This is a genomic window from Paraburkholderia fynbosensis, from assembly GCF_902859935.1.
In the GTDB taxonomy this organism is placed as follows: Bacteria; Pseudomonadota; Gammaproteobacteria; order Burkholderiales; family Burkholderiaceae; genus Paraburkholderia; species Paraburkholderia fynbosensis.
In genome coordinates, this window is record NZ_CADIKI010000009.1 from 254,200 (window position 1) to 269,596 (window position 15,397).

15 protein-coding genes and 2 pseudogenes are annotated in these 15,397 nt (G+C 64.1%); 8 read left to right on the top strand and 9 right to left on the bottom strand.

Annotated elements, in window-relative coordinates; genetic code table 11:
* Positions 1–112 precede the first annotated feature (112 nt).
* Together HV770_RS17380 and HV770_RS17385 are read left to right on the top strand one after the other, a co-directional pair.
* On the top strand, positions 113–838 hold the full coding sequence (locus HV770_RS17380) for a pirin family protein (protein ID WP_175161512.1): 726 nt from the start codon (positions 113–115) through the stop codon (positions 836–838).
* Between the two features lie 84 nt (positions 839–922).
* The gene (locus HV770_RS17385) at positions 923–1,336 is read left to right on the top strand and encodes a DoxX family protein (protein ID WP_168668055.1); all 414 of its coding nucleotides are present in this window, start codon (positions 923–925) and stop codon (positions 1,334–1,336) included.
* Positions 1,337–1,503: 167 nt separating this feature from the next.
* On the opposite strand, the gene ahpF is transcribed toward HV770_RS17385, so the two are convergent.
* From ahpF to prpR, 3 genes are all read right to left on the bottom strand, one after another.
* Positions 1,504–3,096, bottom strand: a complete 1,593-nt coding sequence (gene ahpF, locus HV770_RS17390; protein WP_175161514.1) for an alkyl hydroperoxide reductase subunit F — start codon at positions 3,094–3,096, stop codon at positions 1,504–1,506.
* A 173-nt stretch (positions 3,097–3,269) separates the two neighbouring features.
* Complete coding sequence (gene ahpC / locus HV770_RS17395) at positions 3,270–3,833, bottom strand: alkyl hydroperoxide reductase subunit C (protein ID WP_175161516.1); 564 nt, start codon at positions 3,831–3,833, stop codon at positions 3,270–3,272.
* A gap of 131 nt (positions 3,834–3,964) precedes the next feature.
* Entirely contained in the window at positions 3,965–6,034 is a 2,070-nt protein-coding gene (gene prpR, locus HV770_RS17400; RefSeq protein ID WP_175161518.1) for a propionate catabolism operon regulatory protein PrpR, read from the bottom strand.
* A gap of 222 nt (positions 6,035–6,256) precedes the next feature.
* On the opposite strand from prpR, the gene HV770_RS17405 reads away from it, so the two are divergent.
* From HV770_RS17405 to HV770_RS17420, 4 genes are all read left to right on the top strand, one after another.
* Positions 6,257–7,138, top strand: coding sequence for an isocitrate lyase/PEP mutase family protein (locus HV770_RS17405; protein WP_175161520.1), 882 nt, complete (start codon positions 6,257–6,259; stop codon positions 7,136–7,138).
* Between the two features lie 433 nt (positions 7,139–7,571).
* Positions 7,572–9,011, top strand: a complete 1,440-nt coding sequence (locus tag HV770_RS17410) for an MFS transporter (RefSeq protein ID WP_175161522.1) — start codon at positions 7,572–7,574, stop codon at positions 9,009–9,011.
* A 69-nt stretch (positions 9,012–9,080) separates the two neighbouring features.
* On the top strand, positions 9,081–9,518 hold the full coding sequence (locus tag HV770_RS17415; RefSeq protein WP_175161524.1) for a GNAT family N-acetyltransferase: 438 nt from the start codon (positions 9,081–9,083) through the stop codon (positions 9,516–9,518).
* A gap of 260 nt (positions 9,519–9,778) precedes the next feature.
* Positions 9,779–10,447, top strand: a complete 669-nt coding sequence (locus HV770_RS17420; RefSeq protein ID WP_175161526.1) for a cation diffusion facilitator family transporter — start codon at positions 9,779–9,781, stop codon at positions 10,445–10,447.
* A 33-nt stretch (positions 10,448–10,480) separates the two neighbouring features.
* On the opposite strand, the gene HV770_RS17425 is transcribed toward HV770_RS17420, so the two are convergent.
* The 3 genes and pseudogenes from HV770_RS17425 to HV770_RS39740 form a co-directional block, all read right to left on the bottom strand.
* Positions 10,481–11,359 carry a 2OG-Fe(II) oxygenase gene (locus tag HV770_RS17425; protein WP_175161528.1) on the bottom strand — a complete coding sequence of 293 codons (879 nt, stop codon included), beginning with the start codon at positions 11,357–11,359 and terminating at the stop codon, positions 10,481–10,483.
* Positions 11,360–11,457: 98 nt separating this feature from the next.
* Positions 11,458–11,937, bottom strand: a complete 480-nt coding sequence (locus HV770_RS17430) for a nuclear transport factor 2 family protein (protein ID WP_175161530.1) — start codon at positions 11,935–11,937, stop codon at positions 11,458–11,460.
* Between the two features lie 227 nt (positions 11,938–12,164).
* Positions 12,165–12,266 (bottom strand): annotated as a pseudogene (locus tag HV770_RS39740) (MFS transporter); the annotation flags it as partial.
* A gap of 26 nt (positions 12,267–12,292) precedes the next feature.
* Here HV770_RS39740 and HV770_RS17435 point away from each other — a divergent pair.
* Positions 12,293–12,501 (top strand): annotated as a pseudogene (locus HV770_RS17435) (DUF2325 domain-containing protein); the annotation flags it as partial.
* Between the two features lie 49 nt (positions 12,502–12,550).
* On the opposite strand, the gene HV770_RS17440 reads toward HV770_RS17435, so the two are convergent.
* The 3 genes from HV770_RS17440 to HV770_RS39745 all read right to left on the bottom strand — a co-directional run bounded on the left by HV770_RS17440 (position 12,551) and on the right by HV770_RS39745 (position 14,222).
* Complete coding sequence (locus HV770_RS17440; RefSeq protein WP_246290962.1) at positions 12,551–12,961, bottom strand: winged helix-turn-helix domain-containing protein; 411 nt, start codon at positions 12,959–12,961, stop codon at positions 12,551–12,553.
* A 52-nt stretch (positions 12,962–13,013) separates the two neighbouring features.
* On the bottom strand, positions 13,014–13,559 hold the full coding sequence (locus HV770_RS17445) for a nitrogen fixation protein NifQ (protein ID WP_175161613.1): 546 nt from the start codon (positions 13,557–13,559) through the stop codon (positions 13,014–13,016).
* A gap of 438 nt (positions 13,560–13,997) precedes the next feature.
* The gene (locus HV770_RS39745) at positions 13,998–14,222 is read right to left on the bottom strand and encodes a hypothetical protein (RefSeq protein ID WP_425497438.1); all 225 of its coding nucleotides are present in this window, start codon (positions 14,220–14,222) and stop codon (positions 13,998–14,000) included.
* Between the two features lie 285 nt (positions 14,223–14,507).
* On the opposite strand from HV770_RS39745, the gene HV770_RS17455 reads away from it, so the two are divergent.
* Positions 14,508–15,395 (top strand): extracellular solute-binding protein, encoded by an 888-nt coding sequence (locus HV770_RS17455; RefSeq protein ID WP_175161533.1) that lies wholly within the window; start codon positions 14,508–14,510, stop codon positions 15,393–15,395.
* Positions 15,396–15,397 lie beyond the last annotated feature (2 nt).

The window sequence follows — 15,397 nt, forward strand, 5'->3', positions numbered from 1 at the left end:
GACAGTGTTTCCAATTTTTCGTCGATTATAACCATCTAGATTGACCTACACTCTCATTCATGGATCACGGACGAATAACTGGCCCGGATCGCACAACCCAACGGAGAAAAAAATGCTCGACATCAGACAAGCCAATCAACGTGGCCGTGCAGAACATGGCTGGCTCAGCTCGCGTCACACGTTTTCCTTTGCGCACTATCACGACCCGAAGCAGAATGGCTTCTCCGACCTGCTCGTGATCAACGATGACCGTGTCGCCCCGGCGCAAGGTTTCGGCAAGCATCCGCACCGCGACATGGAGATCTTTTCGTACGTGCTGGAAGGAGCGCTCGAGCATAAGGACACGATGGGCACCGGCTCGGTGATCGTCCCTGGCGACGTCCAGTTGATGAGCGCGGGAACCGGCGTGGCGCACAGCGAATACAACCATTCGAAGAGCGAGCCGGTGCACTTCCTGCAGATCTGGATCGCCCCCGTCGAAAAGGGCACGGCGCCGCGTTATCAGCAGCGGCATTTCAGTGCGGACGAGAAGCGCGGCGTGTTGCGCCTCGTGATGTCGCCGGAGGGCACCGATGGTTCGCTGGCGCTGCAGCAGGATGCGCGGGTGTACGCCGGACTGTTCGACGGCGCGGAAACGGCGCGGCTCGAACTGGCCAGCGATCGTTATGCGTACATTCACGTGGCGCGCGGCAGTGTCACGGTGAACGGAGTCGAACTCGGCGAAGGCGATGGCGCGCGAGTACGCGGCGAAGAAGCGCTGAGCTTCGCGCAAGGTCGTGACGCGGAAGTGCTGGTGTTCGATCTGCGTAACATCGAAACATCGGCGTTGTGGGCCTGAAGCATCGGCTGCTTCCCGTTTAAACGTGGTTCGCCGCAAGCCGACAGGCGGCGAACCATACCGCTCTACCCTACCGGAAAAATCATGCGCTATACCCTATTTGAAAACCAGAAAGACGCGATCATTCTCGTCGCCCGCATCGTGTTGATGGTGCTGTTCGTGATGTTCGGCTGGTCGAAGCTCACGGGCTTCTCCGGCACCGTCGCCTATATGACGTCGAGCGGCGCGCCCGTGCCCGAGTTGTCGGCGATCATCGCGGTGGTCATGGAGCTTGGCGTTGGCATCGCCCTGCTGGTCGGATTTTTTACGCGGCCGCTCGCCCTGCTGCTCGCGGTTTATACCTTGGGCACCGCGATCATCGGCCACCACTACTGGAACATGACCGGCGCGGTGCAGTACGACAACATGATCCACTTCTATAAGAACATCAGCATCATCGGCGGACTGCTTTTGTTGTGCGTGACCGGCGCCGGCAAATATTCGGTCGACCGGCGATAGCAACGCGACACCTTCCTGTACGCCACAAAAAAGCCGCCCGACGAAACGTCGGGCGGCTTTTTTTTTGCAACTCTTTTGAAGCAAGCTGCGTGTTCGCGCGAGCCACGCCGCTTGCACAAACAAAACGGCGGCCCGCAGGCCGCCGCTCACTGCTCACACTGACTGCATCAAACCGCTGCTTCGGCTTCCGTCTCGCTGACCGCTTCGACTTCTTCGCTGTTGCGGATCAGGTGATCGAATGCGGACAGCGACGCCTTCGCGCCCTCGCCTACCGCGATCACGATCTGCTTGAACGGCACCGTGGTCACGTCGCCCGCGGCGAACACGCCCGGCACCGACGTCGCACCGCGTGCATCGACAACAATCTCACCGTGCTTGGACAACTCGACCGTGCCCTTGAGCCACTCCGTGTTCGGCACGAGGCCGATCTGCACGAACACGCCTTCCAGTTCGACCGTCTTCACTTCGCCCGATTTCAGGTCCTTGTAGACCAGACCGTCGACCTTCTTGCCGTCGCCGGTGATTTCAGTCGTCTGTGCCTGCGTGACGATGGTCACGTTGGCGAGGCTGCGCAGCTTGCGTTGCAGCACTTCATCGGCACGCAGCGTCGCGCCGAATTCGAACAGCGTCAGTTCGCGCACGATGCCCGCGAGGTCGATTGCCGCTTCGACGCCCGAATTGCCGCCGCCGATCACCGCAACGCGCTTGCCCTTGAACAGCGGGCCATCGCAGTGCGGGCAGTACGCCACGCCGTGATTGCGATATTCGCGCTCGCCCGGCACGTTGATTTCGCGCCAGCGCGCACCGGTCGCCAGAATGATGGTCCTGGCCTTCAGCACCGCGCCATTGGCCAGACGCACTTCGTTGATGCGCCCCGGAATCAGCGCTTCGGCGCGCTGCACATCCATGATGTCCACTTCATACGCTTTCACGTGCTGTTCGAGCGCCGTCGCGAACTTCGGTCCTTCGGTTTCCGTCACCGAGACGAAGTTTTCGATCGCGAGCGTGTCGAGCACCTGGCCGCCGAAGCGTTCCGCCACGACACCCGTCGCAATGCCCTTGCGCGCCGAGTAAATCGCCGCCGCCGCGCCCGCCGGGCCACCGCCGACGATCAGCGTGTCGAACACCGGCTTCTTTTCCAGTTCCTTCGCGGCGCGGGCACCGGCGTTGGTGTCGAGCTTCGCAAGGATTTCCTTCACGCCGCTACGGCCTTGGCCGAACACTTCACCGTTCATGAACATCGTCGGTACCGCCATGATCTGGCGCGCTTCGACTTCGTTCTGGAACAACGCGCCGTCGATCGCGACGTGGCGAATGCGCGGGTTGATCAGCGCCATCACGTTCAGCGCCTGGACGACTTCCGGGCAGTTCTGGCACGACAGCGAGAAATACGTTTCGAATTGATAGTCGCCGTCGAGGTTGCGGATCTGTTCGATCACCGCGTCGTCGAGTTTGACCGGATGGCCGCCGACCTGCAGCAGTGCAAGGACGAGCGACGTGAATTCATGCCCCATCGGAATACCGGCGAAACGGATACCCGTTTCCTTGCCCGGTTCGCCTATCGAAAACGACGGCTTGCGTTCGCTGTCGCCGCGGCGCTCGACCACGCTCACGCGCTCCGACAACGTCGCGATATCGTTCAGCAATGCCAGCAGCTCTTGCGATTTTGCGCTGTCGTCCAGAGAGGCGACGATCTCGATAGGCCTGCTAACCTTTTCGAGGTACGTTTTCAACTGAGTCTTGAGATTGGCATCAAGCATGGCGATTCGATTCCGTGACGAGGGGTGTTGGTGTCCCGGCGCCGCACGCCGTCCGGATAGGACCGGTGCGGACCGGGGACGCGCGAGCCGCTGTATGAAAACGGCCCGCACGGTACTGCTGAACTGCTGCCTGGGCGCCGCGAGGCGCCGACTGCGAAAGTCTTGCGACCTTCTTAGATCTTGCCGATCAGGTCGAGCGACGGGGTCAGCGTGTCTGCGCCCGGCGTCCACTTGGCGGGGCAAACTTCGCCCGGGTGAGCCGCGATGTATTGCGCAGCCTGCACCTTGCGCAGCAGTTCGCCTGCGTCACGGCCGATACCGTTGTCGTGGATTTCGCACAGCTTGATCTCGCCTTCCGGGTTGACCACGAACGTACCGCGCAGTGCCAGACCTTCTTCTTCGATCAGCACGTCGAAGTTGCGCGAGATAGCCAGGGTCGGGTCAGCGAGCATCGGGTACTTGATCTTCTGGATCGTGTCCGACGTGTCGTGCCATGCCTTGTGCGTGAAGTGCGTATCGGTCGACACGCTGTAGATTTCGACGCCGAGCTTCTGGAATTCGGCGTAGCGATCGGCCAGGTCGCCCAGTTCGGTGGGGCAAACAAACGTGAAGTCGGCCGGGTAGAAAACGAAAACCGACCACTTGCCCTTCAGGCTTTCTTCAGTGACGGTCTTGAACTCGCCGTTGTGATAAGCCTGAGCCTTGAACGGTTTGACTTGACTGTTGATGATCGGCATTTGCTGAGTCCTCTTTCTGAGTGGTTGGAAAGTGGAGTCAGTATGTCAGACGACGTTTAATAGGTAAAGCGGATTGTTTTAATGATGTTGATAGTCTGACGCTATTTATTTTTCTACCACCGACTATCGGGCTAATTTTTCAGTAGTCGCCAGAGGGTGGTGCGGCCGATTCCGAGCGCCCGGCTTGCCGCGGCGCGATTGCCGGCGGACCGTTCGAGGGCGTTCAAAGCGTCCTCGCGAGTGGGCGTGAGGCGGGGCGAATGGTTTCCGACAGTGACATTGGGCGCAGCCAGAGTCGCATCGACCGTCGCCACCTGCTTCATCCTACCAAACTCGGGGAACACCGCCTGCCAATCCTGCAACGCGCCCGCGGTTGCATCGCCGGAATAGATTGCCGCACGCGCCAGCAGGTTCTCCAGCTCCCGCACATTGCCCGGCCATGCGTAGTGCTCGAAAAGCGGAGCGAGAAACGCCAGCACCTGCTCCTGCGCCGCCTCCGGCAAACCATACTGGAGCGCGCTGCGCCTCAACAAGTGCCGCGCCAGTGGCGCGATGTCGGCGCGCCGTTCGCGCAGCGGCGGCAATTCTATCTGAAGCAGGTTGAGGCGAAAATACAAATCCGCCCGAAACAGGCCCTGCTCGACCAACGCGTGCAGGTTACGGTGGGTCGCGGCAATGACCCGCACGTCTACCGGCGTGGCGCGGCCTGAGCCGAGCTTCATCACCTCGCGCTCCTGCAGCACGCGCAGCAGCCTGCTCTGCAGCGCGGCCGGCATTTCGCCGATCTCGTCGAGGAAGATCGTGCCGGTATGGGCGATTTCGAACAGCCCCGGCTTGCCGCCGCGGCGCGCGCCGGTGAACGCGCCCTCCTCGTGGCCGAACAGTTCGCTCTCTATCAGCCCGTCGGGCAGCGCTGCGCAATTGAACGCGACGAACGGATTGCCGCGCCGCCGGCTGGCATTGTGGATGCCTTGGGCGACCAGTTCCTTGCCGGTGCCGCTTGCGCCCGTGAGCAGTACAGTCGCGTCGTGCGCCGCGCCGGCGCGGGCGAGCCGGCGCACCCGCTCGAGCGCCGGCGAGCCGCCGATCAGATCGTCCAGCTGATGCCGCGCCACCAGATGGCTCGGCCGCTGGCTGGTGCGCAGCGATCGATCGATCCGCTGTGCGACCAGCGCGTCCTGCACCGTCACCACGGAGCCGGAGCGCACGCCGTGCTCGACGATCGGCACGCAGTTGACGATCAGCGCGCGGCCGCCGATCTGCTCGATACGTTCTTCGATCGGCCGGTCGTGCACGAGCGTTTCGCGCAGCAGCGGCCCGACGGCGCGGGTTATCTGCGCGGGAAGGTCGTGGACATGGGCGCCTCGGAGGACGTCTTCGCCGCGGAAACCTCTTGCGTTAGTCGGCGCGCCTCCCCGCGAAACTTGCTTCAAGGCGTCCCCCAAGGAGACGTCCTTCGTCGCACCAAGGCCGAGCAGTTCGAGCATCGCCGGGTTGACGGCTTCGAGCTGGCCGGCTTCGTCGAAGGCGGCCACGCCGTCGCGCAGATGCGCGACGATCGTGTTCAGCCGCACGCGCTTCGACTCCTTCTGACGGCTCACGCGAGCCAGCTCGACGGAGCGCTCGAACGCCTCTTCGACCGCGCCGAGCGAGTACAGGAAAACGCTCTCCATCCCGGCCTGCTGCGCCAGATCGCATGCCATGCCGGGGCCGATGATCACGCTGCAACCTTCAGCGGCTAGAGTGTCGACGGCGAACCGCACTTCATCGACCGAGCGGTACGCTCGCTGTTTCAGGCCGACGTTCAGCCACGGGCTCAGGTCGGCGAGTTCGTGTGAGATCGTTTCATGCAGCACGAGCCCGATCCGCGCGCCAGGCCACGTGGTGGCGGCGCGGGTGATCGCGCTGAGCACGTCGAAACCATTCACCTTGACCATCACGACCGGCACGCTCAGGTGTTCGCGCAGATACGCGCCGTTCGATCCGGCGGCCAGCACGACGTCGACCGAGCCGGCTTCCACGTACGCCTGCAACGCGGTGACCGCCTCTTCGTAGCCTTCGCGAACCGGGAAGAATCGCGCGCGTTCGGCGTAGCGCGGCACGACTGCCTCGCAAAGCGACTGCAGCCGGCTGATACTGACGAGAGCGACGCCCGGGCGGGCGGGATTCGCATTCGCGAGGGATGAGGTGAAAGTGGACACGGCGGCGCTCCTGCTCGGCAGACGGATACTGGCCTCCTGAAACGTTCCATGAAACGTTTCAGGAAACCGCCACCGTATTCTGCCACGAACAACCGAAACCACCGCCCCTGCGCAACTCGTTGATTAGTCAGGACAACCCGTATGCAGCCGCCGATGGCACGCTTCCTGCAGAATAGCGCCCACATCCCATCCCACCACCGCATTACTCCCGGAGACACTCACATGACCACTTCCGCCACCCGCCGCGCCGCCTTCCGTGCCAAAGTCAACCAGCGTCAGGGCCTGCTCGTGCCCGGCGCCTTCAACGCGATGAGCGCCCGCGTGATCGAGGACGCCGGCTTCGAAGCGCTCTACATCACGGGCGCGGGCGTCACCAATATGTCGCTCGGGCTGCCCGATCTGGGCTTCATCGGCCTTGCCGAGGTCGCCGAACACACGGCGCGGATTCGCGACGCGGTCGCGCTGCCACTGATCGTCGACGCTGACACGGGCTTCGGCAACGCGCTGAACGTACGCCAGACCGTGCGCGTACTGGAGCGCAGCGGCGCCGACGTGATCCAGTTCGAAGACCAGGTGATGCCAAAGAAATGCGGCCACTTTTCGGGCAAGGAAGTGGTCGCGACGAGCGAGATGGTCGGCAAGATCCGCGCGGCCGTCGATGCTCGCGAAGACGGCAATCTGCAGATCATGGCGCGCACCGACTCGGCGGCGGTCCATGGCATCGAGGATGCGATCGAGCGCGGCCATCGCTTCATCGAAGCCGGCGCTGACATCCTCTTTATCGAAGCGACCGAATCGCTCGCCGACATCGAACGTCTGCCGGGGCTGTTCGACAAGCCGCAACTGATCAACATCGTGATCGGCGGCAAGACGCCGGTGCAATCGCGCGAGGCGCTCGCGACGCTCGGGTATGGCATCGTGCTGTATGCGAACGCGGCGCTGCAGGGGGCGGTGCTCGGCATGCAGCGCGCGCTCGGCAGCCTGAAGAGCAACGGCCGTCTCGATGAGGACGCGACGCTCGTCGCGCCGTTCAGCGAGCGCCAGCGGCTCGTCAACAAGCCGCTGTACGACAAGCTCGATCGCGAGTACGCCGCGAAAGGCTGAACGGCCAGCGCCCGGGCGCTGCCCGGCGCCGCTGATCGGCAGACTGGTGGCGCCCGCACCGGTCTTGCGTGACACCGGCGCATGCACCCAGCGCCCGCTGATCGGCAGATCTGCAGACCGGCAACACCGCGCGCCGCACGCGCCGGTCGCTGCGCTCCGCAACGGTATGGCGCCATTTATTGCGTTAGGATTCAGGGCTGGCGACGCGCGCGCGATCCATCAAGGCTTCACGCGCGCGCCCCGACCCTCGCTATCCGGCCGCTAGTCCGCCTCTTGCAGACGGATGGCCCGCGACGCCCGGACATCCCCCGCCGTCGGAAACACGCAATCGAAAGGTAGTCGCAACAACCATGAAGGCCATACCCTCGCGCGCCATGCGCCAGCCCGCCCGCGGCATCGACGCCCGCCCACGCCTTGCCGCGAGGGCCGCGCAATGAGCGGCGCCAGCACTCGCAATGCGCACGTCGGCTGGCTGCCCTACCTCGTTGCGGCCACCTTCTTCATGGAGTATCTCGACACCACGGTGATCGCCACCGCGCTGCCGCAGATGGCGCACTCGTTCGGCGTCGGTCCGAACAGCCTCAGTCTCGGCATGACGGCGTACATGCTCGCGCTGGCGATCTTCATTCCGGCGAGCGGCTGGGTCGCCGATCGCTGCGGCGCGCGCACGGTGTTCTTCAGCGCGATCGCCGTGTTCACGGGGGCCTCGGTGTTGTGCGGGCTGTCGCAGAACGTCGCTGAGTTCACCGCGGCGCGCGTATTGCAAGGCATGGGCGGCGCGATGATGGTGCCGGTGGGCCGCCTCATCGTGGTCCGCAGCACCGAGAAGAGCCGCATGATGCAGGCCATCTCCACCATCACATGGCCGGCGATCGCCGCGCCGGTGGTCGGGCCGCCGGTGGGCGGCTTCATCACGACCTACGCGTCGTGGCGCTGGATCTTCCTGCTGAACGTGCCGTTCGGTCTGGCGGCGATGGCCGTCGCGCTCGCGCTGGTGCCCAACCTGCGCGGCGCCGAGCGCAAACCGCTCGACGTGGTCGGCCTGCTGCTGAGCGGCCTCACGCTGACGGCGGTTCTGTACGGCGCGGAGCTGGCGAGCCAGCCCGGCACCAATCCGTGGCTCGCCGGGGCGGTGGTACTCGGCGGCTTGCTGATGGGCGTGGTCGCGTTCCAGCATGCAAAGCGCCACCCCCACCCGCTGATCGACGTATCGACGCTGAAAATCCCGACCTTCTCCGTGACGGTGGTGACGGGCTCGTTCACGCGTATCGGCATCGGCGCGGTGCCGTATCTGATGCCGCTGCTGTTCCAGGTGGGCTTCGGCTTGTCCGCGTTCAGATCCGGGCTCCTGCTGCTCGCGAGCGCGCTCGGCAACCTCGGCATGAAAGCGCTCACCACGCGGATCTTGCGGCGTTACGGTTTCCGCATGGTGTCGATCATCGACGTCACCGTGGCCGGCGTGTTCATCATCGCGTGCGGACTGTTGACGCCGGACGTGCCGCTCGCGCTGGTGCTGTTCGTCGTGTTCGTGTACGGCGTCGCGCGCTCGATGCAATTCTCGACGCTCGCCACGCTGGCCTACGCCGACGTCGCGCAGCCGCAGATGAGCGCGGCGAGCACGCTATGGAGCGCGGCGGCGCAGATGACGATTGGTCTGGGCATCGCGTTCGGCGCGGTCTCGCTTCGGGTGGCGGCGCACTTGAGCGGCGAGACGAGCGGACACGTCTTCACGCTCGACGACTTCCGTCTAGCGTTTCTGTTTGCGGGTGTGCTGACGCTGGTGTCCGTGGTCGGTTATATGGGTTTGGCACGCAACGCCGGGCAGAGCATCGGCGGCGGCTCGCGCGGCAGCGAGGGGACGGCGAAAGGCTAACGGCTTGGCTAACGGCGGGTTCGGGCCACTTTGTTTGACCTCTCGCGCAATCCCACAAGGAGACATCCGGTGCAAGCAGACGAACTGACGGTATCCAGCAACAAGGCCGAGCTCGACATCGAAATGGTCTATGCGTTCCTCTCGCAGGAAACAGCGTGGGCCGAGGGGATGCCGCGCGAGACGTTCGAGCGGGCCGTCGCGGGCTCGCTATGTTTCGGCGGCTATATCGACGGCAAGCAGGTCGCGTTCGCGCGCCTGATCACCGACGAAGCGACGTTCGCGTACCTGTGCGATGTGTTCGTCTTGCCCGCGTATCGCGGTAACGGCTATGCGTGCGCGTTGATGGCACACGTATTCGCGAGTCCGTCGCTGAAGGGTCTGCGAAGAATCGTGCTGGTAACGTCCGACGCGCATCATGTCTACGAGCCCCACGGCTTTACGCCGCTTGCGAATCCGGAGCGCTACATGGAGTTGCATAACCCGGATGTCTACAAGACAAGCGCTTGAGACAAGCCGAGCGGGTCTGTAGGCGGCTTGAGCGGGCGCAGACAAGCACGCCTCGCCACCCCATCGCATTGCCGATGCGCAAACGCAACGCCATTACACGCTCGCCTCACCTCGCGTATTCATCCCAGGATTACGCACACTGTCATGGGCGTGCCACGCCCGACGGTTACCTTGCTGCGACGAACAGAAACCGTCACAGCCCATGCACCCCATCGAGCGCAACAGCCACGATTGCGATTCCATCCTGAACGGCGGTCGTCTTGTTTAAGGCCGCCTCCGCGAGCGCGCTGCTCAATGCGTTCCTCTCGACGATGCAGATCACCCTCGGCATCACCGCGCATTCGGACGGTCTCTTCGCCGACGGCATCCACACACTGAGCGACCTGGCCGCCGACGCCGTCGTGCTGCTGGTGCTGTATCTCAGCGCGAAACACCTCGGCGCCCGGGCGCGCCGCGCAGGTCACCCAGACCCTCACCACGCCGACAGCAGCACCGAGCAGGCGCTGGCCTCGCTTTTCATCGCCGTGATCCTGATCTTCACCGCGGCGCAAATGCTCTGGGGCAGCGTCGCGCAGACCTCGACACTGAGCGGCAATGATGCAATGAATGTCGGCGCGCTCGCCGTCAGCTGTTTCGTGATGGTCGCCAAGGAAACGCTGTTCCGCTACCTGCGCGCGCAAGGCCGGCGCACCGGCTCGGCGCTTCTGCAGGCAAGCGCATGGCATGCTCGCGTCGACGCGGTGTCGGCGCTCGTCGCGACGCTGGGTCTTGCAGGCAGCCTGGCCGGTCTGCCGATGCTGGATCACATCGCCGGCGCGGCAATCGGCCTGATGATCCTGCGCATGGGTTACGCATCCGGCCGCGACGCGTTCAGGCAACTGCTCGCCGGCTCGAGCGGCAATGCGCCCACCCGTGAGGCGGCCGACTGAATTGATCGACCGAATTGGCCTGCTGATGCGGCGTCAGCCGTAAGCCCGCTCGCGCATCCATTTCGTCATGATCCATTTGTCGCCATCGAGCACTGGCGCACCGGCGTGCAGCGTCAGCGGATCGAGTTGCCGCTGGGCGTTCATATAGCGGAAATACACCGCACCACCTTGCCTTGCCGCGACCGACAGGCCCGCTTCGGGAAACGTCGTCTCGCCGCCGTCGGGGACGTCATTCAGATAGACCACCAGCGTCGCCACGCGCTGGCCGCCCTGTGCGGTATGCACCGCGCTGCCCGCTTGATCGGGCGGGAAGTAGTCGAAATGCGCGCGGTATTCGCCGGTCGCGCCGTAGTGCAGGATCTGCAGACCCTCGCCGTTTTCGACCGGCCAGTTCATCAGGCTCGCGATGCGCCGGTCGAGCTTTTCGATGAACGGATCTTCGGCCCGCTGATACCAGATGCCTTCGCTCGTGCGGTTGCGAATCACGTCTTCCTTGCCGGTGTCGGGATTGACCGTGGTGGAGCGCTTCAACCGATGACGCGAGCGCTCGATCATCTCGGCGCACTCATCGGGCGAGAGCACGTCGGCGAACACGATCACCTGCGGCCGCTCACAGCGCATCAGCACGCGAACGTCGCGATCGTACGCGCGAATCACATTGCCGCGCGCGACCGGCGACGCGTCGTACAGGTACGTGCGCGGTTCGGTTTTGGCGAGCGCGGCCTCGGTTGCGGCTGCGGCTGCGGAATTGAAATCCGTCTGCTTCCGCCCGAACGCGTGATGCACGGCGACGTGCGCCGCTTCGCTGGCGAACCCGGCCTGCACCATCGCGTCGATCATCGCATCCAGACTGCAACCGCGCGCCACATTGCTGCTCAGCCACTCTTCCCATGCGGCATCCACTACGGGCATAGCATTCCCTCTCACTGTTCTTCGGCCTGACGAAATACGGACTCAACCGGCCAAATCATAGCAAGGGCGCCGTGCGGCGCATTGCACCCGAGCGGGCTTCAGGAGCGGCTATGGTGGTTCCGATAGGCGGTGAGGCCACGGCGCGCCTGTGCCCTGAGCATGCGCCGCACGAGCGGCGACCAGCCGAGCAGCGTGCCCCGCACGCCCATCGCCTGACGCATCCATAGCCACAGATCGAAACTGTCGCGGTGTTCGGTAATGAGCCCGTCGCGGAACACGAAGCGCGCGTCGATCCGGTTGACCACCGGGCGGCCCGTCTGAGTGAACAGATAGCCGGCCTCCCAATGCGCGCTGCCCTTATGATCGTCCGCCTCGATGCTGCCGAACGTCAGCGAGAATTCCTGCGCGCCCGCCACCAACATGCGCCACATGTCGCGCACTTCCTCGCCATACAGCTCGCCGAAGGCGGGATCGCTGAAGACGACGTCATCGGCATAGCAGGCGATCATCGTTTCGGCGTCGCGTCGCTGAAACGCGGTGTAGAAACGTTCGATCAGTTCGGTGTTCGGATGGCTCATTGTTTTACGTGTCGTGCGTTCGAAGAAGCGCCCGCGAGGATGCCTCGGCGAGCGTGCCGCACACGATAGCGGAAAACAGCGCGAATGGGGCGACGGTATTTCCCTAGCCGTTCGACGCCACCTCGCCGGCCCGCACCGCTTGCGCCCCGCCCGCCAGCAGCCGGACGCAGGTGGCGACCGCCGCGGCAAGCAGACTCGTCATGCACAGCGGGGCCGCGAAACCGTGGGCGCTCCGGCGGCTCGCACGCCATGACGGCCTTCTGCGTGTCGCCGTTCAGCATGCCGGCGCCGAGCCCTGAGACGATCATCCCGAGCGCGACCCATGCATAACGTTCGCTGCTCGCCACCGATGCGTGCGGATATGGTCGTATTCACCGTGGACTGCACCGACCACGATTCGATGAATACGCTCAAATGGATCTGCGAGCGCCATCGGATCGACTATCACCCGCTGCGTACCGCGAGCGTGGCGAGCTTCGTCGAATTGACGGCGCGACTGCATCCGACCATCGCGCTCAACTCGGCAACCCGCCACCGTCGGCGTTTTGCCTGCGGCACGGCTGAGCGCGAGGCTCGCTGAGCCAGGGATCGCGAGGGCCGCCGGGGACCCCGTTCAGGAACGGATCAGCCGCGTCAGCTCGGCGATCTGCTTCGCGCAACTTCGCTGCGCCTCTTCTTCGACGTCGCGATACAGGCGAATGATGGTTTCGCCAACCGGGGTGAGCGTGCAGCCGCCGCCGCTTTGACCGCCTTGCTCCGAATGCGTGGCCGGCGACTTCAGCGACCGGTTCAATTCGTCGATCAGCAGCCAGGCGCGCCGGTACGACATGTCGAGGCTGCGCGCCGCCGCCGAGATCGAACCGTACTCGCGCACCGCTTCGAGCAGAGCGACTTTGCCCGGTCCGAGCGCGACGGCATCCGCACTGCGAATGCGCATCCGGAAGCGCACTTCGGGGCGCGGCTTCGCGGATTTCTGCGCGGATTTCTTCGTCGCTGCGGGTTTGCTTTTTGCGGTGTCAGCCATGCGCGAAAGCATACACGAACCACTTCGCGCTGCCATCCTGGCCAAACGGCTTTCAACGTTGTGGCGGGAAGCAATATCCGTAGTCTTCGCAGCCGGGGCAACCCGGCGCGGGGCCGGGCAGCAAGCCCAAGGAAAGCGCGCGCTGTGCGGCGAGGAATTTTTTCCAGCGCAGGTTGGCGACATTCAGCGTGACGAGCGTGGGGAAATAGCGCGTCAGCATCCACGTGACTTCGGTGCGGCCGGCGAGGCCGAGGTCGCGCCACAGGTGGTCGGGGCGCAGGCATGCGTGGGCGATGATCGTGGCGACGCAGTGCGCATCGTCGGGGTGGACGGTGAGGCTTGCGTGGGTGAGCAGGAGTGCGTGGAGCGAGTGGACGAAGGAGACGTGCTCGTCGGTGTTCGCATTCATGCCGACGTTGCGCGGCAATGTCACTTCGGCCGCATGCGTGAAATGCCGCGCCAACAGCGCATGCCACTCGCGCGGCCGCAGGCCGAGCAATGCAAGTTCGTCATGCACGTCGCGCGCGGCGATCAGCTTGGCGAAAAGCCGCGTGTCGGCGCTGGCCGCATTCGTCGTTGCATGCAGCCATTGATTCATGCACGCAGCGACTTGCGGATCGAGCGGCAACGACAGCGGTTCGACGTCGCACGCGCCAACCCCGGCAACCGATACGGCAGGAGCAGCGCGTGCAAGCGGATCATCAGACATGGCGGCAAAGCGATGATGAAGAGCCAACCATATTACGCCAGCCCTCCGGACCCACGCATCAGTGCCAACGTATCAACTCAGAACCGCGCTTCGATCCGCGCGAGCCGTTTGACGTGACGCAGCGCGGGCAGGATGTCCCAGCCAGGGAACAGAATCGGCGCGCCGTCTTCGGCATCGAAGTATGCGCCCACCGCATTCGTAAGCGATCAGCACGTTCTCGCCGATCGGCGTATTGAACAGCTCGTGCCACGAGAACGTCACGACATACCCGTCCTGCCCGCATGCGACGAACACCGTACGCTTGGATTCGCCCGGCATCTCGTTCGGCTAACCAGCCTCCGCGATCAAGGTCCCCGGGCGCACGCCACGGTACGCATCGACGCTGCGAATGAAGCGGTTCGTCGTATAGCAACGCAGATCGAAAGGCCTGGCCGTCACGCTGTCGTAACGCTGAAGCCCTTCGAGGTTGAGCGACTGCGGACGCTGAAACGGTCCGCTCAGCACGAGCGCACCGTCGACGGCGGGCGCGGCAATCGTATTCACACTATCCATACGCGGTTATCTCCAGCGTCGACGCCCTGGCGGCCTGTTCATTCGCTATGTCCGTGTGTATATTACGCTGCGATGGCGGCAGCGTTGTGCATCAACGCGTCAATACGCGGTATACCGCCGCGCATCTCGGCTGTTTGGCCGCCGTCGGCGTGATGCCGGCGTTCGTGGCAAACGACGGCGCACGGTCCGCTAAACCGGCCATGTCACCGCACAACGCGAGGCAACGCAAAGCAACGTAATGGCGTCGTAATGTGACGCTCTCAAATAACGCATCGGGGTTATCGCATGATTCGCAAGCTGCTCGCTTCTCTCGTGGTCGTCACCGGCATCGTGACGGCCGCGCCCACCTTCGCGCAGGACTCAGGCAACAACACGGTCAACGTCCTGTACGCCGGTTCGCTCGTCAACCTGATGGAGCGCAGCATCGGCCCCGCGTTCGAGAAAGCCACCGGCCAGCAGTTCCGCGGCTACGCGGCGGGTTCCAACAAGATCGCCAACGAAATCAAAGGCAAGCTGCGGCGTGGCGACGTGTTCATCAGCGCGAGCCCGAAGGTGAACAGCAGCCTGATGGGCGACGCGAACGGCGATCACGTCACGTGGTATGTGAATTTCGCCGAGTCGCCGTTGATGATCGGCTATAACCCGCAGAGCAAATTCGCGTCGCAGTTCAGAAGCAAGCGCTGGGACCAGGTGCTGCAGCAGCCGGGTATTCGCATCGGCCGCACCGATCCGAAGCTCGATCCGAAAGGCGCATTCAGCGTCGAAATGGTGACGAAAGCGGCCGAGCTCTACCATCAGCCGGACCTGGTCGAGAAGACGCTCGGCACGCCGGAAAATCCCGCGCAGGTGCTGCCCGAGGAAACGCTGGTGGGCCGCCTGCAATCAGGCCAGCTCGATGCGGGCTTTTTCTATTCGACCGAGACGTCCGACCTGAAGATTCCGGCGATCCACCCGGCGCCTGAATTGCAGGCCAAGGCCAGTTACACACTGACGATCCTCAACGACGCGCCGAACCGCCCCGGCGCGGTCAGCTTCGTCGACTTCCTGCTGAGCGAGCAAGGCCGCGCCCTGCTCAAGCAGCATGGCGTGGACGTTGTCAAACCCGTCGTGAGCGGCAGCGTGCAGTCGATACCGCCTTCGGTGCAGGCGGTCATCGACGCCGCCACGCACTGACG

Excerpts from the sequence above, each read along its gene's own strand:
- HV770_RS17410 (WP_175161522.1), top strand. The coding sequence starts at position 7,572 with ATGAGCGGCGCCAGCACTCGCAATGCGCACGTCGGCTGGCTGCCCTAC.
- HV770_RS17425 (WP_175161528.1), bottom strand. The coding sequence starts at position 11,359 with ATGCCCGTAGTGGATGCCGCATGGGAAGAGTGGCTGAGCAGCAATGTG.
- HV770_RS17455 (WP_175161533.1), top strand. The coding sequence starts at position 14,508 with ATGATTCGCAAGCTGCTCGCTTCTCTCGTGGTCGTCACCGGCATCGTG.
- HV770_RS17405 (WP_175161520.1), top strand. The coding sequence starts at position 6,257 with ATGACCACTTCCGCCACCCGCCGCGCCGCCTTCCGTGCCAAAGTCAAC.
- HV770_RS17430 (WP_175161530.1), bottom strand. The coding sequence starts at position 11,937 with ATGAGCCATCCGAACACCGAACTGATCGAACGTTTCTACACCGCGTTT.
- HV770_RS39745 (WP_425497438.1), bottom strand. The coding sequence starts at position 14,222 with ATGGATAGTGTGAATACGATTGCCGCGCCCGCCGTCGACGGTGCGCTC.
- HV770_RS17380 (WP_175161512.1), top strand. The coding sequence starts at position 113 with ATGCTCGACATCAGACAAGCCAATCAACGTGGCCGTGCAGAACATGGC.
- HV770_RS17445 (WP_175161613.1), bottom strand. The coding sequence starts at position 13,559 with ATGAATCAATGGCTGCATGCAACGACGAATGCGGCCAGCGCCGACACG.
- HV770_RS17385 (WP_168668055.1), top strand. The coding sequence starts at position 923 with ATGCGCTATACCCTATTTGAAAACCAGAAAGACGCGATCATTCTCGTC.
- HV770_RS17440 (WP_246290962.1), bottom strand. The coding sequence starts at position 12,961 with ATGGCTGACACCGCAAAAAGCAAACCCGCAGCGACGAAGAAATCCGCG.
- ahpF (WP_175161514.1), bottom strand. The coding sequence starts at position 3,096 with ATGCTTGATGCCAATCTCAAGACTCAGTTGAAAACGTACCTCGAAAAG.
- ahpC (WP_175161516.1), bottom strand. The coding sequence starts at position 3,833 with ATGCCGATCATCAACAGTCAAGTCAAACCGTTCAAGGCTCAGGCTTAT.